The organism is Buttiauxella sp. AC038, from assembly GCF_979253565.1.
In genome coordinates this window covers 1,325,949-1,348,940 of sequence record NZ_CEEDCQ010000001.1, presented here as the reverse complement: position 1 = coordinate 1,348,940, position 22,992 = coordinate 1,325,949, and the positions used below count along the sequence as shown (strand labels likewise).

Sequence of the window (22,992 nt, the reverse complement as noted above, 5' to 3'; positions counted from 1 at the left end):
GGCGTTTGGTTATTCGGTATCTCGATTTTCCTGAATGACAAGCTTCTCGAGCAAAAGCGGCCGTCCAACCAAATACCCTTGTATGTAATCAATCCCCAGACTTTGCACCGCTGCCTTGACCGCCTCGCTTTCAACATATTCGGCAACCAACTGCATCTTTTTCATCCGTGCTAATTGGCAGATTGAATCAACAATTTGATAATCCAGACTACTGGTTAGTATATTCCGGATAAAACTACCGTCAATTTTCAGGATATCCGCGCTAATATCTTTCAGCCGCGCATAGCTGGCATACCCTGTACCAAAATCATCAATAGCAATCCGACAGCCCATATTTTGCAACATAGTCAAAGTCGCGTTAGCTTGCTCAAGATTGGTTAATGAATTGCTTTCGGTGACTTCGAAAATAAGCTGCCAGGGTTCAATTTTGTAACGCTCAAGTAGATGTTTCACTTCGCTCGCAAACTGCAAACGCCCTACAGAAGCGGGGGTGAGGTTAATGGAGAAACGGCTTCCGGGAAGTTGTTTTCGATACTTGCTCATGAACTCAAGCGTTGCTTCTAACACCCATTTATCGATTTTAGAAGACAAGCCAAACTCATGTGCCACCGGCAAAAACGCATCGGGCATAAACATCGCATCCCCGTCGTTATCCCCTTTCATACGCAGCAAGATTTCATGATAAGAGTCACCACGAATCCCTTCGATAGGTTGCGCCATCAAGATGAAATTCCCTGAATCAATGGCGACTTGCAGGCGATTCATCATCGCCACTTTCTTTCTAACCGCATTCTGCACATGGTTTGTGCCTTGCTGCTGCAAGCTTTCAGGCTTTGATGTCGAAAGCGACAAATCAGCCATGGTACTAAGCTCACCTAACAGGAAGTAAATATGGGTGACAGGCTGGCGAACATAGCAAAAGCTGATGCCTACTTGTGGCTGCATCGGCATACCATCCCACATAAAGCGGAACTGCTTAACGCGATGGTCAAGGGCGTCGATACGCTCATGATAAGAGTCATAGTTCAACCGAACAGCCAGCTCATGTCCAGACAAGTGATAGACCCGTTCGTTGGCGGTTAATATCGGATGCAGATATTCATTGAGCTGCTGCTTGTATTGGATACGAAGTTGCACTCCGTAATTTCGACCTAAAAGCTCAAGTTCGGGCACGCGTAGAAAAGCCAGAGCTGAACACGGATAACGAGATAAGTCGCGATTAAGCGCGCGCAAATTGGGCATTTGAACGATGGGGTCGATAAAAGCAACACGGCGCGCCTTGCTATGCAGAAAACGCTGGCGAGTAGTGACAACAGCCATCAAATAGATGGTGATAGAGAACACAGCATAACAGGATGAGGCTATGGCCAGATGGAGTTGAAAGCCCATATATGGCGGCAAATAGTTATGAAAACCGCTGCACAGGATCGTCAATATCACCGCCCATGACATGGTGATAAACAGAAAACCAAAGCGCATCGCGCCCCATAACATTAGCGGTAGAATCAGCGTTAAGGTGTAATCCGTTGTGAAAATGGTGCTGAAATCATTTAAGGGTAACAGCAGCAGACTAACTAATACGATGACCAACCCAGCCCATAGCGTAATCTCGACTTTGGTCACGCCCGACTGCATTTGAGCCTTCATCCGCGAGAAAAATGAAAACATAAAGCGTGGATTTCGGAACATACGAATGACGGAGTAAAAGAAAGGCATCCCCGTCAAACAACCAATCAGCACCGCCTGAAAATTAATTAATGTCCGGGTGTGGAGAGGGTTTTCCGCACCGATATTGTTGGATACATCATACCAACCGAAGAAAACCCCCATCTGATAGATAACTAAAAATGTTACAGAGTTAACTAATACCAACCACAACATGCGCTGCCCAGTAAGTTTGATAGCACCAAACATCACTGAGCCACGCCGTGGAACGAAAATACGGTAGCCACCCCAACTGATCGTGATTGGGACGATAAAGTGAACCACTGCCAGTAATGCAGCAATTTCGCCTTTTAGAGGGACATATCGGAGGAGTAACGCAACAATAATTCCCGGCAGTGCTGCCCAACCGAAAACCACCATAAATGCTGTCATTAGCCCAAGTGGCACATAGACGAGAAATACGCGCCCCCCGTCCATGACGGTATGGGCATTACACCATTCGGCTATAGGAAAAAGTAGACTCGGCAGCACCAAAGGAAGTGCCCACCATTGATTTTTATATTTGTTATACCAGCTTGCCAGATGCATTAGTTATCGCCAAGAACCCTGTCGTCCAGCTCGGGTAAGTTTCGAACAGGCTTCCAACCTGGCCGATAAAACCATATCGCTATGGAATAGAGTGCAGATTCTAGTTAGGGATGGAGTTACAAAGATGATCTTAATCAATTTTTTGATGGAGATTAAAGTCCAAAAGTGAATAATTCAAAAAAATAACTGTAGATATACTAATCAACTAATATTAAGAAATGTTTATATAACAGGGAGAAATGATTTAGTACGTTATTCACCGATGACCCGCAATTGACCTTAGGGCATCACTGTGTATAAATATCCCCGTCGCCCGCAGTTGACGGGCAAACATCAAGGATCATTTGCGTGACACAGGTTACGAGTATGCGAAGACGACATAAGTTTAACAATCGTATGACCCGCATTATTCTGCTCATCAGTTTTCTCTTCCTTTTCGGCCGTTTTGTCTATTCTGCCATCGGTGCCTGGTACCATCATCAGGACAAAGTAGAAGCACAACAAAGCAGCCTGTCAGTGGATAGCACTAACCGGTAACGCCTTCTTTTAATTAAAAATTATAACACTGATAACTGCCAGTGGGATTTGTCACGCCTATTACCCGGCCGATTTATTCATTATCCAACCAGTTGATGAAAAATTCGCTGAACATGGAAACCTGTAATGGCTGAAAGCGGCGCTGTGGATAAACAAACTGTAGCCCCACCTGTTTTTTGTCGTGCCTGCTAAAGCCAATGAAACTGTCTGCCAACAACACTTTCAGCCGCCCTTGTTCAACATCGCGTTTAACATCCCACCAGGATTTACTGGCAATACCGGCCCCGGCCAGCACCCACTGGCGCAAAAGTGCACCGTCGTCGCACACCATGGCAGGCGTAACGCGCGCACTTTGCATTTCCCCTTCAGCCTCAAAGCGCCATTCATTCATCAGCGTTCCGCGACGCTCCATCACCAGGCAGCGATGTCCGGCCAGATCTTGCACTGAATGCGGTTCCCCATGGGTATGAAGGTAAGCCGGAGATGCCACCAGCACGCGATAGTTCTGCCTGATGACTTTCGTTACCAGATTGCTGTCCGGCAGGTTACCAAAACGAATGCTCATATCGAGCCGTAAAGAAATCAAATCCACCACATCTTCGCTGAGATACAACGAACTTTTAACTTCCGGGTGCTGACGGGAAAAATCGAGTAACGCAGGTGATAAATACTGACGCCCAAAATCAGACGGCGCTGCAATCCGTAGCGTGCCACTCAGAATGCCCTCTTTCTGCATCAATTTCGATTCAGCCAGCTCTACTTCCTCAAGCACACGCAGAGCGGCGTAGTAAAACTCCTCACCGCTCCGCGTCAATGCTATGGCCCGTGTTGAACGGTTAAAAAAGCGTGTCTGATAGCGTTCCTCTAATGCTTTTAGTCGCGCAGTCATGGTAGCAGGCGACAAATTCATCCGCCTTCCCGCCGCCGCCAGTCCACCGGCATCAACCACGGCCACCAGCAAGGTCATATCTTCGAGCTTACCCATTATTCTAATTTCCTGAATAGACAATCAGATTTCAATGCCATTATCAAAACGACAAGCAGGACGTAAAGTCAAGGCATCATAATTATCTCGGAGTCGAAGAAATGAAATCACGTCACCTGTTTGAGACCTCTCGTGTAGGGTCAGTTGAAACCCGTAGCCGTATTGTTATGGCGCCGATGACGCGTTCTCGCTCCGCACAGCCGGGTAATATCCCTACGTCGATGATGGCGAAGTATTACCAACAACGTGCCAGTGCCGGACTTATCATTACCGAAGCGACACAAATTTCGCCACAAGGTCAGGGTTATTCCTGGACACCAGGTATTCACTCCCCAGAACAAATCAGCGGCTGGCGCCTGGTGACCGATGCCGTTCATCAGGTTGGCGGGAAAATCTTCTCGCAGCTGTGGCACGTTGGCCGCATGTCCCATGAAAGTTTTCACGCTGATGGCAAACCCGTCGCACCTTCTGCACTGGCACCCGATGCGCAAGTTTGGGTCGTGGGCGAAGACGGTGTAGGCCGAATGGTAGACAGCCCTGTTCCGCGTGAATTAACGCATGAAGATATTGGCCAGGTGATTGCCGACTATCGCCAGGCGGCGCTCAATGCCATTGACGCGGGTTTCGACGGTGTAGAGGTTCATGGTGGCAACGGGTATTTGATTGACCAATTCCTGCGCCGCAGCTCCAACAAACGCACCGATGAATACGGTGGCAGCCTGGCAAACCGCGTGCGTTTTGCGCAAGAAGTGCTGGAAGCCATTAGCGATGCCATTGGTGCAGACAGAACCGGTATTCGCCTGGCTCCATTTATTACTCAGCGTGGAATGGACGACCCGCAGGCTATTGAAGCGATTCTGGCACTGGCGGCCTGGTGTGAGCAAAAAGGCATTGCCTTTATCCATCTGGCGGAAGCCGACTGGGATGACGCACCGCAAGTACCGTACGAGTTCCGTGAAACGCTTCGGGCAACATTCAGTGGTGCCATAATCGTGGCGGGGAATTACACCCAGGAGAAAGCAGAAAAATTCCTCGCGGCAGGTATCGTGGATCTGGTTGCCTTTGGCCGCCCGTTTGTTGCCAACCCTGATTTCCCGCGCCGCCTTGAGGAAAACTTGCCGCTGGCATCTATTAGCAATCACGCGGCACTGTTTGGCGGCAAAGAAGCGGGTTATACCGACTATCCGGTGTGGTCTTCGGACGAAGTATAAATCCGTTCAATATCTGATAAGTTGTTTCGCATACCAACGCTGAAAACACAATAAAGGGATCACTATGAGTCAAAACGATAAACCTCATGCTCAACCACTGGTCTGGGGTCACGGTCCGCGCACATTTGAAGTTTTTCTTGAGCCGACCTGCCCATTCTCTGTTCGCGCTTTCAATAAGCTCGACGCACTGTTGGAAAAAGTGGGTGAAGACAACGTCACGGTGAAAATTCGCCTTCAGTCGCAACCATGGCATATGTTTTCCGGTGTGATTGTGCGCTGTATTCTTGCCGCATCCACTCTTCCGCAAGGCCGTGAAGCGGCGCATAAAGTGATGCAAGCCGTTGCCGATCACCGTGAAGAATTCGAGTTTACCGAGCATTGCAGCGGCCCGAATATGGATGCAACACCGCAGCAAATCATTGACCGTATCGAACGTTACAGCGGTGTGGCGTTGGCGCAGGCATTCGCCCACCCGGCATTACAGAATGATATTAAATGGCACAGTAAATATGCCCGTCAGAATGGGATTCATGTTTCACCAACCTTCATGGTGAATGGCCTGGTGCAGGCCGATCTCGGCAGCGGTGATGATATTAGCGTCTGGGCAGAACGAATTTTAGCTTAAGCCGCATAAAGCAAAACCCTCTGCAAAACAGAGGGTTTTTTATTTCCCTTCATCACAGCGAATTTATGCTGCCCACTCTTAGGTTGTGAAATCAGAACCGATAGCATCCTATACTCTAAAGACAAGCCGCGAAGCACATAGAATAGTGAGCAGGAGAGATTAAATGATACATGTCTTTGGCCATTTAAATCCGGACAGCGATACCGTCTGCACGGCCTATGTGGCTGCGCGTTGGTTAACGATTAAAGGGCAACATGCTCGGGCGTTTCGCCTCGGTGAGTTAAATAGAGAAACAGCCTACATTTTCCGCCATGCTGACCTGACGCCCCCACCACTGCTTGATGATTCCCTTGCGGGTAAAGATGTCTGGCTGGTTGATTTCACCGAACCTGCGCAAGGACCGGCCACGCTCAATGAAAGCAATGTTGTCGGAATTATCGACCACCACCGTCTTGGCGGCCTGATCACTCAACTCCCTCCTGAAGTCTGGATTAAACCTGTCGGCAGCAGTGCAACATTGTTATGGCTGTTGATGACTCCCGCTCATCACCGTGAGATCTCCCCTGGTGAAGCCATTTTGCTATTGGGAGCCGTGTTAAGTGATACCGTCGCCCTTCGCTCACCGACCACTACTGAAGAAGACCGCCAGGCCGTTGATGAGCTCTGCGCTCTCACAAAAGTGGAGCGTGAAGATTTCATTCGTGATTTGCTGACGGCCAAGACAGATATCATCGGCTTGAGCGCAGATGAGCTGCTCAATAAAGACAGTAAAATGTTTGATATTTCGGGGAATAAAGTCCTCGCCGCACAACTCGAATTATATTCTCTTGCGCAGGCGGAGCCGCTGATTGATGAGCTTAAATCAGCCATGGAACAGCGGGTCACCACATCAGGGGCTGGGTTGGTGGTTTTGATGCTGACCGATATTAGCGCGGAGTGTTCAAGGCTCTATTTTGCGGGCCCGGCACTTACCGATAATGCACCCGTTACCATCGCCGGAATGCTAAGTCGCAAAAAACAGCTGCTGCCCTGGTTGCATGCGCGGCTCGGTTAAATTGCATCATAAAAAAAGCCCATTAAAAAATGGGCTTCGATTCGATGAAGAAACGACAGGTATTAATGCTACCTAACGACTGATTATTCCCACTCTATTATCAATGGAGTCTAAAAACCCTTCAATATAAGGGCATCTATCTCGTCACGTACCGCAAAACCATGAAAAATGCCATGTAAAATCTAAATCCGCTCATGAAGCCGGGTTAACTTCTCTCATAGCGAAAGTACCCAACATCTGCCGTTCCAAGATTGCCAACTCATCCGCATTACCATCATGAACAACCTCGGCTAGCAGCTCCACCATGTAAGACGGATCGGCTTGGAAAAGCTCTGCCATTGCCTCATCGTGACTACGGTCTGTCTTCAATCGCCCCCTAGTTGATAGATGCCCTCAAGCATCAAGAGTAGCCCGCTCAGGCCAATACTAGACTATCCAATTCAGCCTATAGCTGCCGCTCAAGACCACCATCTTGTCCGCTTGGCAAAAGCGGCTTCGCCGAAGCAGGCCAGTGGCTTATTAGACCTCAGGCTGAATCAGTGTGGAAATCATGTGCTTAATGGTTAGGTTAGACAGTTTTGTTCCTAATCCGGAAAAATTATCTTGGTTGGGCCTGACATGCATCGCATCATTATAAATTACAGCCAGCAAAAAATAGACTTCAGGAACAGTGGTTCCCACAGACTCTGCGACTTGTAATTTGCTGACGGTTTTGTGTGTCGATAGAAACTCTTTGCGGGACTCGTCCGCTAATGAAGCGAAGATTAATTGCTCTACCTTTCGGCGTACGCCACTACAAACCGCAAGGGGGTCGAAACCCTTACCTTCAACATATCTCTGCATGTGGCTGGCACAATGTACTGAAAACTGAGACGCTGTAGCCAGAGCAGCAGGGAGCCCGAGAGCCTTAAACTCGTTAGATAGGTCCATGTCGTCCGGGTGGAAATGCAGGAAGTGCTTAGAAATTGCGTCCGATATGGCGGGGTCATCTCGCTTAGAGATTATGCTTTCGACCGCTTTGTCCGAGACCGCAATCTTGTTTAGATAGCAAACTTTTTGATCGCTAAAAGTAAAATTTCTGAAGAATCCAGGATTTAAGTGAGTCATAATTAATGGAAAAATTTGGCGGCCTTCAGATTTCAGTTCCGCAATCATTTGTGTCAGATAATACTGGCAGGCAACCAGATTGGCATCGTCTAGATAGTCAAATATCTCATCAATGACTAAAATAATGGCCTTGTTTTTCTTGAGTTGGAGATTAGCCCTTTTCAACTGAGCTACAAAGCAAATGATATCTCGCTCTCCGTTGGAAATCTGATTTGCCTTCGGAAAGACAATCACAAGTCCATCTGCTGTTTCCTTTGGCTGGATATTACGCCAAGTGCCTTTCAGCGCAGAGAAGTCCTCAACGTAGGCCGCCTTTTCGAACAAATAGTTAGCGCGCTCCCCTGCCTTTTTAAAGGCGGCCTTGTCGATGGCGTGAATATCACCAATCTGTAAGGCTGCGAGGATGGCCTCTATTTGCGAGGAATAGTTTAATCCGGATTCCGCGAAGGCAGACAAAATGCCGCTAACGAAGTCAATGGCTGACACCGCTTGTATTGTTTCATCCTTAACGCTGGCAAGAATTTTATCCGAATTTCCAGTTCCTGCGTTGATCTCATCTTGTAGAGCTTTTATAGCCTTATTAACACCGGCCTGCCCCTGTTTAGTAAAATCGACCTGATTCCAAATTTTGGCCATCGCCCGGTTATTGACGAGAAGGCCTGAAATGTTTGGCAATGCCTTTCCGTTTTTCCCGAACCCACCTTTTACTGTTGCGAAGGAGTAGCTAAATTTTTCTTTTGGAGGAATACTTTTGATCAGTACGACTGGAGTGATTTCAATTGCTGAAGTGACAATGTTAGCGCCCGCAATTTTGAGTTTTTTTGCTTTTGAAACTAACTGACTATTAATTACATGAACGCCAAATTTCGCTGCCAGTTCATTTTTTGTATGGTTTGCTTCTTTTTCAATCTTGCTTCCATCCTGCATGGTAAAACTGATTTTAAGAGATGGATGAAGGTCTTCATCACCCCTGTGGCATTCATCCTTATCCAAATCCATCTTTTTTGAACGCAAGGAGCCAAAAGCAGCAGTAATGGAGCTTTTTCCGAAACCGTTGGGAGCTACAACGAGTGTCGGTTTGTTTGGAATAAGCTGAACATCAAAAACAGAGTTTTCGATCCCCTTAACATTAGTTATGGCGATTTTATCTATTCTTTTTATCATACAAAATTCATTCCATTGGCTAAATTATGTTTTAACGGACGCCGACTAGCATGCGGTTCATGCAGAAGCACTACCCGGAGCAGTGCTAGCTGACTATATAGGCACTTACAGAATCACTATAGTTGTTAGTGCGCCCAAAACCTCACTCTCGAACCTGTTGACAGACTGCACCCATTGATCGTGATAGTGAGACGCTTTTAATGCTCGATCAGGACTCTCACCCTTTATGACCGGCCCCCAAGATTAGGTACAATGCTCAGTTAGTAATGGAGTTTCGAAAACAATAACGAGTGGCCACATGGATCCCTGAACAGCCTGACGCAGGAAGAATACCGGCTGATGGCTGAAAAACCCGGAAATCTCAAAAAATACGTGGAGCTAAACGGGTGTACTTACAAAGTGATAGCTCTGTGATATCGTCCATACACCTAAGTACAGCGTGTACTGTGTGGTGAAAGGAGTCAACATGAGCGACCAGGAAGCAAGTAAGTACCCGCATAGCGCAATTTCCACTTGGAGTGGATTTGTCTATCAAGGCAAAGTGGCGCTGTATCATTGCCTAAAGCTAATTAATCAAGGCGATAGTGAATTCCAGCTACAACTAGATAGCACAGACGATTTCGCGATTTACAAAAATGAAAACCTAATTAGTGCCCATCAAGTTAAAGCAAAAATAGGCGACTATCGCAGCAACTACAAAGAAGCTTTAGAAAAATCAGCTAGTATAGAGCTAGATAGAATCGCAGGAATTAAAAGATATTTTCACATATCCCAACCCATAAATGATCATAGTGATTACTTGGCACCCAATCACGAGCGCGTTGAATTCTATGCATATGGTGAATTTCGACATTGCGAACTTGATAAAATAGAAGAACTGACAAAGCAAATCATCAAAGAAATTTATGTCCGCCAGACAATTTTTTTGATGACAGCCTGATAGAAGCAAATTACTGCCTATTATCAGAAAAAATAAGCTCGCAAGCGCTAACCATTCACGCAAGAATACAAAATGAAGGTGATGCTCAGCGTAAAGCAGCTTACGAACACCGATTGACAGCAGCAAATATTCTTGCAGATATAACGGACGCGAATCCGTATGAAAGAAAAGACTATTTCGCGATTGAGTTGAAGGCACGCCTCCACACTCATCTGGAAGAAAGACTAACTAAATCACTCCCATGTATGTCGGACGCTGCCTACAAAAGAGCTAGACGTATATATGAGCTTATAAGGCTCTCTGAGGGCGGCGATTTCAAAACACTCTGTCAACTGATGAAGCCCTCAGAGAAATTCTCACGCATTCAGAATTCAGACATACGCAGATACTCAGAGCTCTTACATACGATTGATGCCGAGCCAATCTTAAAACGACTACCACATTACTTGGATAGCAATAATAAATTCTATGCGCCAACAGCATTATATTTGCCAGAACCAACAGACAAAAGATACTGCACATCTGAGATTATCGCCGAAATAAAAAATAACGATGATCTAGGAAGGCTTTTATTCGAATTTAACAATCTGATTGCAGCTAAGGCAAACGAGAGCTTCATAATTGATACCAAATATACAAACTGTTTCGATGAAATCTCCATTGATGACCAAGACCGCATCGATAGCAACATCACCAAAAGTTTATGCATCAGCATTTTGACAAAGGACGACGCAGAGGCTCGACTTAAATGATTATTGACATTATGCATCAAGCTCTAGATGCACACAAATTTTCCAAAGTACATGAGAACGACACAACCGGTTTCTATGTTCGGGAGAACGGTACGGCGATCCGATTTGCAGTTTTGCACAGGTTAGACAATTTAATAAAACCTGGCGATCTTAATGCTATTATCAACCAGTCCGCGCCGGTAGCATTCACAGCTGATCCAGCATTTAAAAAAACTGTGACTTAATCTGCATTCATCATCTCGACAAGTTGGCAGAATTCAAGAACCACGAAGAACAGATTTTTGAAATCGAAGAAGATCCACACTTCTACAAAAAATATGTGCTTTATTATAGCGACACCGAAATGGAGGCTATTAAGGGACTGGACTTCGCCAACCTAAACAAATTAATCTCAGATAAAACACAATTCGACATATATAAAAACGAACCAACAGCAGCCACCAAATATAGTGCGGCTGCAAAAATTTTCATCAAACTACCTTTCTTGGCGCTCCAAATAAACAAAGTGGAACTAGTACCACTTCGCCTACAAATTGGGGAGGCTGTGGCTGAAGCCGACCTTACCAAGACTTATGAAACCATACAGAAACACGGCCAAATAAATATCGAAGACTTAATCAAGGAGCTGATTACCGATGAACTGGCAAATTTCCAAAATTGAGATTTCTAGCTTTAAGGCTTTCAAGCAAATCCATCTGGATTTCGGCGATTCATCACTTCTGACCCTAGATGGCCCCAACGGCTTTGGCAAGACGAGCATATTCGACGCCATCGAACTACTGCTAACCGGAGGTATAAAACGGATTCGTCATCTATTCAACACCTTAATGATGGGTAAAAGAACTAATTATGATGACAATCTTCTCTGGAACAACCGCTCGGGGAATAAAGACCTTGTAATCAAGATAGAGTTCTTCAATGGCTCGCGCAAACTTGTTTTAGCAAGGCATACTCCCGCAGCAAACTTTGACGAGAAGTCGAACAATCGTGCCGACCAATTCACCCACCTCATGCTTTACGAACTACCCGAATTTTCTTCTAACGATTACGTAGCAGAAAACTTTCGAGAAGATAATTTTATTGAAGATGTCTTTGGCAAAAATTTTAAAGAAAACTTCTCATACTTGAATTATTTGGAGCAAGGCCAAAACCAGCTCCTACATACGCGAGTAGACAAGCGTAAAGAGGCATTAAACAACCTCTTTAACATTAGCGACGTCAAGGCAGAAACTGACAACTGTAAATCTATCGCTTTGCGTCTGACAAAGTTTATTGGTGATGCTAAACGTGCTGCTGATCTATCAAGGTTAGAATCTGAAGCCAAATTGCTCAAGGGAATGATTCAAGCCGACCTAGGAGCAATTGAATATAAAAAGATTTCCACCGCAATGCTTCAACCTGGCTGGGACAAAGAAACCCCCTTCCCCACCTACTCTGCGGACATTCACCGTGAATACAACGAAAATATCCAGCGACTTCAAAGACTGGCTCTACTTAAAAGTGCGATACAGATCAGGGATAAAAACGATTCTATTGATAATTATATTGAGCTTCACAAGGACTCGGTGAAGAGCCTGGCAAGTTTTGGCAATGATTTGAATAAGCTGAATGACCTAGATGTCACCAAAAAAGAGTTAAACGACCTGCTCAAATGGGGCGGGCTCATCAAACGTGGCACTACAGTCATCAAGGCCGATGAGGCCAAAAGCCTTCCCGGATGGGGCCAAGGACGCTTGGAATGGTTCCTTGAGCAAATTGTTACACGTGACGCGCTTCAGCAAAAGAGCAGCTCTAATAACAACGCCGCTGCAGAGCTGAATCGTCTAAAAGCAGAACTAGTGGCTGAACATGCTAAAGTCAATGCCGACGATCAGCATTGCCCATTGTGTGGTGCTGACTGGCAATCCCATAAAACTATGCTGCAAAAGATTGAGCTCAGGTCAAAGCAGATTAATGACGCGCTAAGCGCTGACGGCCAGGCCCTAATAAATCTCACAGGGATGATGGCTGCGGAGCTGACAGTGATTGAAGCTCAGATCCAGTCCCGAGAAGCGCAGTTATCCTTTGGGTATAACAGCCCCCTACACAGCGCCCTGCTCCGTGATAAGGCTCGGCTGCCAGCAATTACCCAACTTGCCGCCCGGCTTCAAACCTTAGGTTTACAGCTTAACCACTCGTTCTCCGAAAACGCGGAGGTGGTGGACACTAGGATTCAGGCTTTAATAGCTTTCATAAGAGGCAAGAAAACAGCTGAAACAGAACCTCTGCCGCAAGATTGGAGAAAAGTCATTACAGCTGCCTTCAGTGAGCTGCAGGACTTCTATATCATCGACCCTCAAACGCTGAAAGACAAAGAGCTATACGTCGCTGCTAAGGCAAGCGAAGCGCAGAGTAGTAGGCTGAAACAATGCCTTGATGAGCTACAGGTCATTCAGCGTGAGACCAACGCGGCGAAGATTGCCAAAGATAAGGTCAATAACCTAAAGGCTACATTGGAGAAAACAGAACGCAGCTACTCTGAACAAACGATTTCTGAAATTGAGCTAATTTTCCATATTTATAGTGGAAGACTTATTCAGAACTATCAGCGAGGCTTGGGTCTGTTTATCGAAAGCAAAGATGGTAAAGAGCTCAGATTCCTTACAGCCGAAAAATCTGAGTATGATGCGATTCTGTCGATGAGCTCCGGACAGGTGTCGGCACTTAGCCTAGGCTTTTTCCTCTCACTGAACAGAGTTTACTCGAGCGTACCGCTGATCCTGATCGATGACCCATCCCAGTCGCTAGATGAGGTAAATATCGCCTCTTTAACTGATCTGCTGCGCTGTGAGTTTAGCAATCGTCAGTTGATAGTTTCCTCGCATGAGGACGACATTTCCTCTTATATGCGCTACCGGTTCGCCAAGGCCGGTCTAAGCACCCGCTCGCTAAACATGCAACGCTTAGCTAAAGAGGCCCTAGTCTCAGCTATCTGAGTCACCACAACAGGGGCATATGGAACGTGCCCCTATTTCTCGAGCTAATCACTACATTTTTCCCAAAGCTCATAACGTTATCACTAAATAATCCCGGGCGATTCACACCTTTGGAAAAGTGAAGCGTCAACACAAAGCTAAGCTTCTAAGGGGGCATTATCACATGTTTTCCCCAAATGGGTTTAGAGAACTACTTATTTCTGATTTTTAACAATAGCTCCCACCTTCATTCCTAAAGCTATCTGCAACCTTCGAAACACCATCATTATGCTCTCCATATCAATGGCATCCGCGCCTTAACGCGTATCTGCAAGCTAGAACCTCAACAGACCAGCAACTCTTTCAAGGTCGCCATCTATCTTAATTAAGTCAATCATTGCTATTAAGTCAACGCCTGACCTAATAGGCGTATTAACCAAGCGCACATAAATACAACAAGAGTGCCATGCCAACTTCTTTAGCCCGAGCTGTAATTGGCGCCTTTTCTACATCGGTACGGCCACATAGAGGCCGTCGCGGTCGTTCACCTTATAGAGCTTATCCTGTGGTTTGAGATTGCGCAGCTTGGTATCGGTTAGCATGGTTTCGATAATTCTCCACTTAAAAATACCATGCTCAAAAACACACGTAATCATCTAATAAAAATCAATTAGATCAATATATTATGTAATTTAGATACCATGAGCCACCCATCGAAGGCAGCATGGTATCAAGCACAAAACATGGCATCAGGTTCAGATAGTACCATCTACCATGCCATAGAAAAGGGGTGCTTGGCGATGCGAAAGATTGCCGGACAATGCCAGATGAAAAATAAAAAAGCCCGCAATTACGCGGACTTAGGTGTGATTCTTGCTATTTGGTGCCAGTCAATGCCGGACGCGAAATCATTCCCACTCGATAGTTGCTGGCGGTTTGCCAGAAATATCGTAAACCACACGGGAAATGCCGTTAACTTCGTTGATAATGCGGTTGGAGACACGGCCAAGGAAATCGTATGGCAGATGTGCCCAATGCGCGGTCATAAAGTCGATGGTTTCAACTGCACGCAGTGATACAACCCAATCGTATTTACGACCGTCGCCCATGACGCCAACAGAACGCACCGGCAGGAACACAGTGAACGCCTGGCTCACTTTGTTGTAGAGATCGGCTTTATGCAGCTCTTCAATGAAGATAGCATCAGCGCGGCGCAGCAGGTCGCAATACTCTTTCTTCACTTCGCCCAACACACGCACGCCAAGACCTGGCCCCGGGAACGGGTGACGGTAAAGCATGTCGTACGGCAGACCCAGCTCCAGGCCGATTTTACGCACTTCGTCTTTGAACAGTTCACGCAACGGCTCAACCAGACCCATCTTCATCTCTTTCGGCAAGCCGCCCACGTTGTGGTGAGATTTGATGACGTGCGCTTTACCGGTGGCAGAAGCCGCTGATTCGATAACGTCCGGATAAATGGTTCCCTGCGCCAACCACTTTACATCTTCCAGTTTCAGTGCTTCTTCATCAAACACTTCAACAAACACGCGGCCGATGATTTTACGTTTCGCTTCTGGATCGTTCTCGCCTTTCAATGCGGACAGGAAACGCTCTTCGCCTTTAACGTGAATAATATTCAGGCCGAAGTGGTCGCCAAACATATCCATCACTTGTTCAGCTTCATTCAAACGCAGCAGGCCGTTATCCACGAACACACAAGTCAGACGGTCGCCAATCGCGCGGTGAAGCAGCATGGCGGTAACGGATGAATCCACGCCACCAGACAGGCCAAGAATCACCTTGTCGTTGCCCACTTGTTCACGCAAACGAACAATCGCGTCTTCGATAATTTTTGCCGGAGTCCACAGTGCTTCGCAACCGCAGATATCCAGAACAAAACGCTCCAGCAGACGCTGGCCCTGGCGGGTATGGGTCACTTCCGGGTGGAACTGCACGCCATAAAAACGTTTTTCTTCGTTTGCCATAATCGCAAACGGGCAAGTCTCGGTGCTTGCAACGGTGACGAAGTCAGAAGGGATCGCGGTGACTTTATCGCCGTGGCTCATCCAGACATCCAGCAAAGGTTTGCCGTCTGCACTCAGGGAGTCTTCAATGCCGCGAACCAGTGCGCTGTCAGTTTTCACTTCAACCTGCGCATAGCCGAACTCACGTTCGTTGGAACCTTCAACATGGCCGCCAAGCTGCATCGCCATGGTCTGCATGCCGTAGCACACACCAAACACGGGTACACCTGCAGTAAACACATATTCAGGCGCACGTGGGCTGTTCAGCTCAGTAGTACTTTCCGGGCCACCAGAAAGGATGATACCGCTTGGATTGAATTCACGAATCTGTGCTTCCGTGACATCCCATGCCCACAGCTCACAGTAAACGCCCAGTTCACGCACACGGCGTGCAACCAGTTGAGTGTACTGAGAACCGAAATCAAGGATAAGTATGCGATGTTTATGGATATTTTCCGTCATTGACGCTTATTCCGAGGCAAGTGAAACAGAGAAAGAAAATCGCCTGGCATAAAGCCAGGCGAGGAGAATCAGGAGCCCATGCGGTAATTTGGGGACTCTTTAGTAATCGTCACATCATGCACGTGACTTTCCTGAATACCCGCACCACTGATGCGAACAAATTCCGCTTTGGTACGCAGGTCGTCGATGGTAGCACAGCCGGTCAGACCCATGCAGGAACGCAGGCCGCCCATCTGCTGGTGAACTATCGCTTTCAGGTGACCTTTGTACGCCACACGACCTTCGATACCTTCCGGTACCAGTTTATCGGCTGCGTTGTCAGTCTGGAAGTAACGGTCAGAAGAGCCTTTGGACATCGCGCCCAGAGAACCCATACCGCGGTAGGATTTGAAAGAACGGCCCTGGTAAAGTTCGATTTCACCTGGAGATTCTTCAGTCCCTGCCAGCATACCGCCAACCATTACCGCAGATGCGCCAGCCGCGATGGCTTTAGCAATGTCACCAGAGAAACGGATACCGCCGTCAGCGATAACGGGAATGCCCGTCCCCTCCAGTGCTTCAACAGCATCAGCAACCGCAGTAATTTGCGGAACACCTACGCCGGTAACGATACGAGTAGTACAGATTGAACCAGGACCGATACCCACTTTAACCGCGCTCACACCGGCTTCAGCCAGAGCACGTGCACCAGCTGCAGTCGCGACGTTACCGCCGATGATTTGCAGGTCAGGATATTTAGCACGAGTATCACGAATACGTTGCAGAACGCCTTCGGAATGGCCATGAGAGGAGTCAATCAGTAAAACATCGACTCCAGCGGCTACCAGAGCGTCGATACGCTCTTCGTTGCCCGCACCTGCGCCAACGGCTGCCCCAACACGCAGACGGCCCTGGTCGTCCTTACAGGCGTTAGGTTTACGTTCTGCTTTCTGGAAGTCTTTTACGGTGATCATACCGAGCAGATGGAAATTGCTGTCTACAACCAGCGCTTTCTCAACACGTTTTTCGTGCATTTTGGATAACACGACATCACGCGCTTCGCCTTCTTTCACGGTAACCAGACGCTCTTTCGGAGTCATGTACACGCTAACAGGCTGGCTCAGATCGGTAACGAAACGAATATCACGGCCAGTAATAATACCAACCAGTTCGTTACCTTCGGTCACGACAGGGTAACCCGCAAAGCCGTTACGCTCGGTGAGTTCTTTAATTTCGTGCAGGGTGGTTGTCGGCAGCACGGTCTGTGGGTCAGTAACAACGCCACTTTCGTGTTTTTTGACGCGTTTGACTTCAGAAGCCTGGCGTTCAATCGACATGTTTTTGTGAATGAAACCAAGTCCACCTTCCTGAGCCAATGCAATGGCCAGACGGGCTTCCGTTACGGTATCCATTGCTGCGGACAGCATAGGAATATTCAAACGAATAGTTTTGGTCAATTGGGTGCTGAGATCGGCCGTGTTAGGCAGAACTGTAGAGTGAGCTGGAACGAGGAGAACGTCATCAAACGTCAGTGCTTCTTTAGCGATTCGTAGCATGGCAATATCTCAACCTGGGGTGAATGAGAACAGATAAAATATTGCCGCGGCATTATACAGAGCGGAATCGATTGCATCCACACTTTTTTCAGAAAACTCCTTGCCAAGTACGATATGGAAGGTACTATCGACCGAATAACTTGCTGATTTAGAATTTGATCCAGGTCACATGTCAACGATAAATACTCCATCAATTTTTACCGTCAGCCGCCTGAATCAGACGGTCCGCATGCTGCTGGAACAAGAGATGGGGCAAGTGTGGATCAGCGGTGAAATTTCCAACTTTACCCAACCGGCTTCCGGTCACTGGTACTTCACACTTAAAGACGATACGGCTCAGATTCGCGGAGCGATGTTTCGCAACAGCAATCGGCGTGTCACCTTCCGCCCACAACATGGGCAACAGGTTTTGGTGCGTGCCACCATCACGCTTTACGAGCCGCGTGGCGATTACCAGATAATCGTGGAAAGTATGCAGCCTGCTGGCGAAGGGCTGTTGCAGCAGCAGTATGAAGAATTAAAACAACGCCTCACAGTTGAAGGTTTGTTCGACCAAATTCACAAGCAGCCATTGCCTACGCCTGCACGCCAGGTTGGCGTCATCACGTCAAAAACCGGTGCTGCGCTGCATGACATTTTGCATGTGCTCAAACGTCGTGACCCCTCTTTGCCAGTGATCATTTACCCGACTGCGGTCCAGGGCAACGATGCGCCATTGCAAATCGTTCGCGCCATCGAGCTTGCCAACCTTCGCAAAGAGTGTGATGTGCTGATTGTCGGACGCGGCGGCGGTTCTCTGGAAGACTTGTGGAGCTTTAACGATGAGCGCGTTGCACGGGCGATTTTCGCCAGTGCGATTCCGGTCGTTAGCGCCGTAGGGCATGAAACTGACGTCACGATCGCCGATTTTGTGGCAGATATTCGCGCGCCGACCCCTTCCGCTGCGGCGGAGATTATCAGTCGTAATCAGACAGAACTCCTGCGCCAGATTCAGTCTCACCAACAGCGTATGGAAATGGCGATGGATTACTATCTCGCCCAGCGCATGCAGCGTTTCACTCGTTTGTATCACCGTTTACAACAGCAGCATCCGCAGCTGCGTTTAGCGCGTCAGCAAACGACGCTTGAGCGCTTGCAGCAACGCTTAAATGTCGCGATGGACGCAAAACTGCGCCGCAGCAATCAGCAGCAGCAACGTTTGATGCAGCGTTTGAATCAGCAGCAGCCTCAGTCACGAATCCATCGCGCTCAAACTCGCTTGCAACAGCTTGAATACCGTTTATCGCAAGTCGTTACCGCACGGCTGAATAATACCCGGCAGCGCTTTGGCACCGCTATCGCCCAGCTTGAAGCAGTCAGTCCTCTGGCAACGCTTGCACGTGGTTACAGTGTGACAACGGCGACAGATGGAAAAGTTCTGAAGAAAACCAAACAGGTGCAGTCCGGAGATACGCTAACAACGCGCCTGGAAGATGGGTGGGTGGAAAGCCAGGTCACCGGAATTACACCGGTGAAACCTGTTCGCAAGCGTAAAGTTGCTGCGAAAAGTTAGAACTTAGTTAGCAACAGGCACGAACTGAACACGTTTTTTTGAAATCAATCCGTGGCCGTTCTGGCAGAAATAGTCGACTGCCCCACAGGCTTTTAAGACTTCCAACGGTTTGTGGCAATCCGGGCAGCGGGCTTCCAGGTGAAAATCCTGCTGGCAGGCTTCGCAGTGCGCACCTGAGTCTGTTTGCAGCAACTGTTTTTCACAGTTTGGGCATTTAATTTCCATCATCACTCCTGACTACATTCAACGACAGTCTGCGGCTTAAACCGCAATAACTTATTGGGTTAATGATAAAGACAAACCGATCATTAAGCACCAACAACGCTTTGACGTTGCTCTCCCCCAAATGTCGCAACATGACTCCCTGAAAGGGTGTAACACTGCAGCTGATTGAACGTGGCGCACCCGTGGACTTAGTTTTCAGTCTGTAGCGGGAACCGAAGCCGCCAAAAGTGGTTTGGGAATTAATCTGGCTCTGATGCAAGAGGCTTACGATGCAGCGAACCGGAGCGCAAACGCCTGGGGTCAGAACGCAACTGTATTTCTAATATTCGCCCGGAAGGACTAAGTCATCATGCAGGCGCATTTAAACTCACCTGGTTACTAGAGCAGGCATTTTTGCGTCGTTTAACTGGTGTAAAACTGAAAGGGAAAGTTATAAGCCCGCTTTGCACCAAAAAGTCAGACCGCTTACCGGGGAGAAATGAGCATGCATAAAGTGAGCTATGTTATTTTTGTATTTTAATGGATATTAAGAAAACTATTGTTTTCCCGGTAACCCAGGAAACTCAGCGCTCCATTTTGCAATATCCTTCTTCAACTTCTCCGACATTGGCATGTTAATCAATATATTATCTGGCGGAATACGAGATAAAAACCATTTGTTATATATTCTGTTAAATTCACCTTCAGCAAATATTTCCATCATCGCATTGTTAACTTCTTTTTGTAGAGTGCGGGATTCATGGGATAACGCTAAAGCAAAGGGTTGTGCATCGATGAGATTATCATTGGAAAGAGCATATTCTTCCGGATTCGAACTCGTTGCCCTAAGCGAATACAGCAAAATATCATCAGCAACAAATACGGAGTTGTCTGTCGATTTCATATCTTCAAAGCCGGAAAGCGCTGATTGAGTTAAATGAGTGAAAAGTGAATAACCTAATTTAGTATTGAGTTTCGTCACCGCTTGCACCGCTATATCACCTGATGTAACGAAAATGGTGTGGCCGGAGAGCACTTTCGTGTTACTGAGGTGATTAGCTTTGTGGGAAATAAATGCGGTGGATGCGTAAAAATAAGGTATAGAAAACAAGAGATATTGCTGGCGCTCGATAGAGTTTGTAATGTTTGAGCACTCAATATCAGACTGGTGGTTTATCAATGACTGGAAGCGTGCTGCCGGGGCCACTTTAATCCACTTAATCTGAAGCGGCGTGCCGCCCATCTCCTTGCTGATATGCTGCGCAACGCTTTCACATAAATCAATTGCCACACCAGTAGGCTTACCTGCAAGCGTATAAGAGAAAGGAAATTCTCCATCTAAATACGACAAGGTTATACTGTGGCTGTTTTTAATGTTTTGAATTAAGTCATCAGCCTTTGCAAAAAAAGATAACAAAGAAGCAAACATTATCACAACATATTTTATTCCCTGCAGGATAGCCATTAACATTCTCACCGCGTATTTATGTGTTTTATTTTGTATAATTAATACATATCAAAGAAGATAAAATCAAGGTTTCAACATCACTAAAATGTATCAGTGATAAATTAAAACCCCTTACCTTCATTTATGTTAGAAATAAATTATTTTTCATTAAAATTCAGGAGGGAGTTATTTAAAGATAATCATATTATGTAAATGATATGTGCTGAATATGGATTTATGACTTGTCGGGTATGGATTTGCTACTTATATTATAACTATCAACTGAATATCATCGGCTTCATCTAAAGGTTTGAGAATGAAAAAACTAACGTTAATTGCGCTTGCCCTACTTCCCCTGGCTTCATTCGCAACTCCTCCACAGTCATTCAATTTTAGCTGCGGAAAAACTGGGGGCGTATACAGCGACGGTAATGGTGGCGTTTGGGTTGATGGCCAAAAAGCGACGATTAAACAGAGCAGCCCAACCTATTGGGAGGCAACCAGTGGAAAAACGGTTATCAGTATTATGCGTTCAACAGAAGGCAACCCTGACATTTCTTATACAGGTCCAAACCGTATCCATGGTGTCTGTTTAGCCGAGGATGAAGTAAGTTTTGCGCCGGCTGCGCAGAAGAAAACCACAACGAATGCTGGCCCATCATTTTCTTGTGCTGCGGTAACTAAAGGCAGCATGGAAGACCTTATCTGCCAAAGCACCACGCTATCAGCAATGGATCTTAAGTTGACCGAAACCTACAAACAGGCGCTGGCAAAATCCCATAATAATTCAACGATTAAAGCCGAGCAGCGTGGATGGATTAAAGGAAGAAATGAGTGCTGGAAGGAAGATGATAAAAACGCATGCCTTGCAGGCTCTTATCAACAACGTTTGAGTGAACTGCAAAGTAAGTATCAAATTAAGGAATAACGGTTATAAAAAAACCCGGTGTAAAAACCGGGTTTTTTACTCTTCGTAAGCGGTTATCTCCGCGACGAATTATTTGCTTTTCTTGATGTGAATAGCAAATACATGGGTAAGTACGTTGATTTTAAATGAATTTAATTTTACATATTAAAATTAGGCACACCCTTGTGTACACCAAAAACAGGAGTGCTCGCCTGTCCTACATTTTTTCACTCTATCAAATCTTCCTCAGTAACTTTCTCGCGCCATCCTTAATGTATGATAGATCTATCCCACAATAAGGAATCAGCCAGCCATGAGAATGACCAGCCGTAAAAAAGAGATACTCACCTACTTTGAGCCGGAACAGCTTGAATGGGTGACAAGCGAGGTTGGCGTTCCTCCGTTCGATGTATCCGGCGTGGCTTACCTTCTGTATGGCATGGAGTCATTCGACAGGCGCCACCAGCTCGAATCCACTAGGCGAACACTTGAGGCTATGGTTAATGATGGTCTGCTGGAAAAGATAACCAGCTACGAACAACGACAGGACACTACGCAATCGGGTACAGGTAAAGGCGTATGGTGTAACTGTTCTCGTTACGGTCTGCCAGGACAATGCGCCGTTGTACCTGATCGCATTGGGGCTGATAACGCGATTGATGGTGTATGCGTTCGGGTTGGTTAACCCGGCTCAAAATTGAGTTGCCACTCAGTTAAGGCGCTTCGGTGGTAAGCATTTTCCCGAGCAAACCAATTCGATGCTGCTTTTTTGATTTTCCAGTCAAAACCCCTTTAATGTCATATATACCTGTCACACTTTCTCGACAGAAGTGCCACATGATGAGAAGTAACATGTGGCACTTATTGAAGAAAAGTGCCACAAGGAGGCTCGTAGCATGTGGCACTTATCCAGGAAAAGTGCCACATGGTTATCACTTCCTAGACACGGCAATTTAGATTCATCATTGGATCAGTTTTACCCTACTTAAATTGACGCGGTTTTGCTGGATGTTGTCGCTCCACCCAGTTATCAATTTCATAGCGATTGTAGAGGATAGGACTATTATCACTAGGATGGCAGTCTCCTGAGTAGTGTCGGTACTCACGCCCTTCCATCCATGATTTGCTGCGAGCTGACTTGATGGCATTCTTCGTCAAACCAGTTATAGCCATCAATACTTCTTCTGAAACCCACTTGTTGGGTACCAGTTGGATTGTGTTCTTTTCTGCCACATAAACCCCTTTAGCCTGGTAAACAAAAGCCATCATTAAGCGTAAG

At 46.7% G+C, this 22,992-nt stretch carries 20 protein-coding genes and 3 pseudogenes; 14 read left to right on the top strand and 9 right to left on the bottom strand.

Annotated elements, in window-relative coordinates:
* Window positions 1-9: 9 nt before the first annotated feature.
* Window positions 10-2,253, bottom strand: a complete 2,244-nt coding sequence (locus tag AC0IXI_RS06485) for a sensor domain-containing phosphodiesterase (protein ID WP_413498733.1) — start codon at window positions 2,251-2,253, stop codon at window positions 10-12.
* A gap of 348 nt (window positions 2,254-2,601) precedes the next feature.
* Here AC0IXI_RS06485 and AC0IXI_RS06480 point away from each other — a divergent pair, with 348 nt between their 5' ends.
* On the top strand, window positions 2,602-2,790 hold the full coding sequence (locus AC0IXI_RS06480) for a YfgG family protein (RefSeq protein WP_072009456.1): 189 nt from the start codon (window positions 2,602-2,604) through the stop codon (window positions 2,788-2,790).
* Between the two features lie 73 nt (window positions 2,791-2,863).
* Here the strand turns inward: AC0IXI_RS06480 and AC0IXI_RS06475 are convergent, their stop codons facing one another.
* Entirely contained in the window at window positions 2,864-3,775 is a 912-nt protein-coding gene (locus AC0IXI_RS06475; protein WP_134184977.1) for a LysR family transcriptional regulator, read from the bottom strand.
* Between the two features lie 101 nt (window positions 3,776-3,876).
* Here AC0IXI_RS06475 and AC0IXI_RS06470 point away from each other — a divergent pair, with 101 nt between their 5' ends.
* From AC0IXI_RS06470 to AC0IXI_RS06460, 3 genes are all read left to right on the top strand, one after another.
* Window positions 3,877-4,986, top strand: coding sequence for an alkene reductase (locus AC0IXI_RS06470; RefSeq protein WP_064513016.1), 1,110 nt, complete (start codon window positions 3,877-3,879; stop codon window positions 4,984-4,986).
* A gap of 64 nt (window positions 4,987-5,050) precedes the next feature.
* Window positions 5,051-5,611: a DsbA family protein gene (locus AC0IXI_RS06465; RefSeq protein ID WP_471682130.1), complete on the top strand. Its 561-nt coding sequence runs from the start codon at window positions 5,051-5,053 to the stop codon at window positions 5,609-5,611.
* A 163-nt stretch (window positions 5,612-5,774) separates the two neighbouring features.
* Window positions 5,775-6,665, top strand: a complete 891-nt coding sequence (locus AC0IXI_RS06460; RefSeq protein WP_471682129.1) for a DHH family phosphoesterase — start codon at window positions 5,775-5,777, stop codon at window positions 6,663-6,665.
* A gap of 519 nt (window positions 6,666-7,184) precedes the next feature.
* On the opposite strand, the gene AC0IXI_RS06455 is transcribed toward AC0IXI_RS06460, so the two are convergent.
* Window positions 7,185-8,936, bottom strand: coding sequence for a hypothetical protein (locus tag AC0IXI_RS06455; RefSeq protein ID WP_471682128.1), 1,752 nt, complete (start codon window positions 8,934-8,936; stop codon window positions 7,185-7,187).
* Between the two features lie 466 nt (window positions 8,937-9,402).
* Here AC0IXI_RS06455 and AC0IXI_RS06450 point away from each other — a divergent pair, with 466 nt between their 5' ends.
* The 5 genes from AC0IXI_RS06450 to AC0IXI_RS06430 are packed head-to-tail and all read left to right on the top strand — an operon-like array spanning window position 9,403 to window position 13,603.
* Window positions 9,403-9,876, top strand: coding sequence for a dsDNA nuclease domain-containing protein (locus AC0IXI_RS06450; protein ID WP_471682127.1), 474 nt, complete (start codon window positions 9,403-9,405; stop codon window positions 9,874-9,876).
* On the top strand, window positions 9,873-10,628 hold the full coding sequence (locus AC0IXI_RS06445) for an ABC-three component system protein (RefSeq protein ID WP_471683208.1): 756 nt from the start codon (window positions 9,873-9,875) through the stop codon (window positions 10,626-10,628). Before AC0IXI_RS06450 ends, AC0IXI_RS06445 begins: the two co-directional genes overlap by 4 nt.
* Entirely contained in the window at window positions 10,625-10,852 is a 228-nt protein-coding gene (locus tag AC0IXI_RS06440; protein ID WP_471682126.1) for a hypothetical protein, read from the top strand. Before AC0IXI_RS06445 ends, AC0IXI_RS06440 begins: the two co-directional genes overlap by 4 nt.
* 23 nt (window positions 10,853-10,875) lie before the next feature.
* Window positions 10,876-11,289, top strand: a complete 414-nt coding sequence (locus tag AC0IXI_RS06435; protein ID WP_471682125.1) for an ABC-three component system middle component 1 — start codon at window positions 10,876-10,878, stop codon at window positions 11,287-11,289.
* A complete protein-coding gene (locus AC0IXI_RS06430; protein WP_471682124.1) occupies window positions 11,264-13,603 on the top strand; it encodes an AAA family ATPase in 2,340 nt (779 codons plus the stop codon). The genes AC0IXI_RS06435 and AC0IXI_RS06430 overlap by 26 nt, the downstream gene beginning before the upstream one ends.
* A gap of 494 nt (window positions 13,604-14,097) precedes the next feature.
* On the opposite strand, the pseudogene AC0IXI_RS06425 reads toward AC0IXI_RS06430, so the two are convergent.
* The 3 genes and pseudogenes from AC0IXI_RS06425 to guaB all read right to left on the bottom strand — a co-directional run.
* Window positions 14,098-14,184: pseudogene (locus AC0IXI_RS06425) on the bottom strand (Arm DNA-binding domain-containing protein); the annotation flags it as partial.
* Between the two features lie 306 nt (window positions 14,185-14,490).
* Window positions 14,491-16,068, bottom strand: coding sequence for a glutamine-hydrolyzing GMP synthase (gene guaA, locus AC0IXI_RS06420; protein ID WP_064513022.1), 1,578 nt, complete (start codon window positions 16,066-16,068; stop codon window positions 14,491-14,493).
* A gap of 68 nt (window positions 16,069-16,136) precedes the next feature.
* Window positions 16,137-17,603, bottom strand: coding sequence for an IMP dehydrogenase (gene guaB / locus AC0IXI_RS06415; protein WP_064513024.1), 1,467 nt, complete (start codon window positions 17,601-17,603; stop codon window positions 16,137-16,139).
* A 169-nt stretch (window positions 17,604-17,772) separates the two neighbouring features.
* On the opposite strand from guaB, the gene xseA reads away from it, so the two are divergent.
* Complete coding sequence (xseA, locus tag AC0IXI_RS06410) at window positions 17,773-19,155, top strand: exodeoxyribonuclease VII large subunit (protein ID WP_413498745.1); 1,383 nt, start codon at window positions 17,773-17,775, stop codon at window positions 19,153-19,155.
* A 3-nt stretch (window positions 19,156-19,158) separates the two neighbouring features.
* On the opposite strand, the gene AC0IXI_RS06405 is transcribed toward xseA, so the two are convergent.
* Window positions 19,159-19,380 carry a zinc ribbon domain-containing protein gene (locus AC0IXI_RS06405; RefSeq protein ID WP_471682123.1) on the bottom strand — a complete coding sequence of 74 codons (222 nt, stop codon included), beginning with the start codon at window positions 19,378-19,380 and terminating at the stop codon, window positions 19,159-19,161.
* A gap of 152 nt (window positions 19,381-19,532) precedes the next feature.
* Between AC0IXI_RS06405 and eutB the strand changes: the two are divergent.
* Window positions 19,533-19,657 (top strand): annotated as a pseudogene (gene eutB / locus AC0IXI_RS06400) (ethanolamine ammonia-lyase subunit EutB); the annotation flags it as partial.
* A pseudogene (locus tag AC0IXI_RS06395) lies at window positions 19,624-19,862 on the top strand (ethanolamine ammonia-lyase light chain EutC); the annotation flags it as partial. The pseudogenes eutB and AC0IXI_RS06395, both read left to right, overlap by 34 nt.
* A gap of 53 nt (window positions 19,863-19,915) precedes the next feature.
* On the opposite strand, the gene AC0IXI_RS06390 reads toward AC0IXI_RS06395, so the two are convergent.
* On the bottom strand, window positions 19,916-20,824 hold the full coding sequence (locus tag AC0IXI_RS06390; protein WP_471682122.1) for a transporter substrate-binding domain-containing protein: 909 nt from the start codon (window positions 20,822-20,824) through the stop codon (window positions 19,916-19,918).
* 298 nt (window positions 20,825-21,122) lie between these two features.
* Between AC0IXI_RS06390 and AC0IXI_RS06385 the strand changes: the two genes are divergently transcribed.
* Both AC0IXI_RS06385 and AC0IXI_RS06380 read left to right on the top strand, forming a co-directional pair.
* The gene (locus tag AC0IXI_RS06385) at window positions 21,123-21,734 is read left to right on the top strand and encodes a lysozyme inhibitor LprI family protein (protein WP_134184947.1); all 612 of its coding nucleotides are present in this window, start codon (window positions 21,123-21,125) and stop codon (window positions 21,732-21,734) included.
* Between the two features lie 292 nt (window positions 21,735-22,026).
* Window positions 22,027-22,398 carry a hypothetical protein gene (locus AC0IXI_RS06380; RefSeq protein WP_471682121.1) on the top strand — a complete coding sequence of 124 codons (372 nt, stop codon included), beginning with the start codon at window positions 22,027-22,029 and terminating at the stop codon, window positions 22,396-22,398.
* 296 nt (window positions 22,399-22,694) lie between these two features.
* Here AC0IXI_RS06380 and AC0IXI_RS06375 read toward each other — a convergent pair whose 3' ends face one another.
* On the bottom strand, window positions 22,695-22,982 hold the full coding sequence (locus AC0IXI_RS06375; protein WP_471682120.1) for an excisionase family protein: 288 nt from the start codon (window positions 22,980-22,982) through the stop codon (window positions 22,695-22,697).
* Window positions 22,983-22,992: the final 10 nt, after the last annotated feature.

Coding starts and splice junctions, on each gene's coding strand:
- AC0IXI_RS06485 (WP_413498733.1), bottom strand. CDS start 2,253: ATGCATCTGGCAAGCTGGTATAACAAATATAAAAATCAATGGTGGGCA.
- AC0IXI_RS06475 (WP_134184977.1), bottom strand. CDS start 3,775: ATGGGTAAGCTCGAAGATATGACCTTGCTGGTGGCCGTGGTTGATGCC.
- AC0IXI_RS06470 (WP_064513016.1), top strand. CDS start 3,877: ATGAAATCACGTCACCTGTTTGAGACCTCTCGTGTAGGGTCAGTTGAA.
- AC0IXI_RS06465 (WP_471682130.1), top strand. CDS start 5,051: ATGAGTCAAAACGATAAACCTCATGCTCAACCACTGGTCTGGGGTCAC.
- AC0IXI_RS06460 (WP_471682129.1), top strand. CDS start 5,775: ATGATACATGTCTTTGGCCATTTAAATCCGGACAGCGATACCGTCTGC.
- AC0IXI_RS06455 (WP_471682128.1), bottom strand. CDS start 8,936: ATGATAAAAAGAATAGATAAAATCGCCATAACTAATGTTAAGGGGATC.
- AC0IXI_RS06450 (WP_471682127.1), top strand. CDS start 9,403: ATGAGCGACCAGGAAGCAAGTAAGTACCCGCATAGCGCAATTTCCACT.
- AC0IXI_RS06440 (WP_471682126.1), top strand. CDS start 10,625: ATGATTATTGACATTATGCATCAAGCTCTAGATGCACACAAATTTTCC.
- AC0IXI_RS06430 (WP_471682124.1), top strand. CDS start 11,264: ATGAACTGGCAAATTTCCAAAATTGAGATTTCTAGCTTTAAGGCTTTC.
- guaA (WP_064513022.1), bottom strand. CDS start 16,068: ATGACGGAAAATATCCATAAACATCGCATACTTATCCTTGATTTCGGT.
- guaB (WP_064513024.1), bottom strand. CDS start 17,603: ATGCTACGAATCGCTAAAGAAGCACTGACGTTTGATGACGTTCTCCTC.
- xseA (WP_413498745.1), top strand. CDS start 17,773: ATGTCAACGATAAATACTCCATCAATTTTTACCGTCAGCCGCCTGAAT.
- AC0IXI_RS06405 (WP_471682123.1), bottom strand. CDS start 19,380: ATGGAAATTAAATGCCCAAACTGTGAAAAACAGTTGCTGCAAACAGAC.
- AC0IXI_RS06390 (WP_471682122.1), bottom strand. CDS start 20,824: ATGGCTATCCTGCAGGGAATAAAATATGTTGTGATAATGTTTGCTTCT.
- AC0IXI_RS06385 (WP_134184947.1), top strand. CDS start 21,123: ATGAAAAAACTAACGTTAATTGCGCTTGCCCTACTTCCCCTGGCTTCA.
- AC0IXI_RS06380 (WP_471682121.1), top strand. CDS start 22,027: ATGAGAATGACCAGCCGTAAAAAAGAGATACTCACCTACTTTGAGCCG.
- AC0IXI_RS06375 (WP_471682120.1), bottom strand. CDS start 22,982: ATGATGGCTTTTGTTTACCAGGCTAAAGGGGTTTATGTGGCAGAAAAG.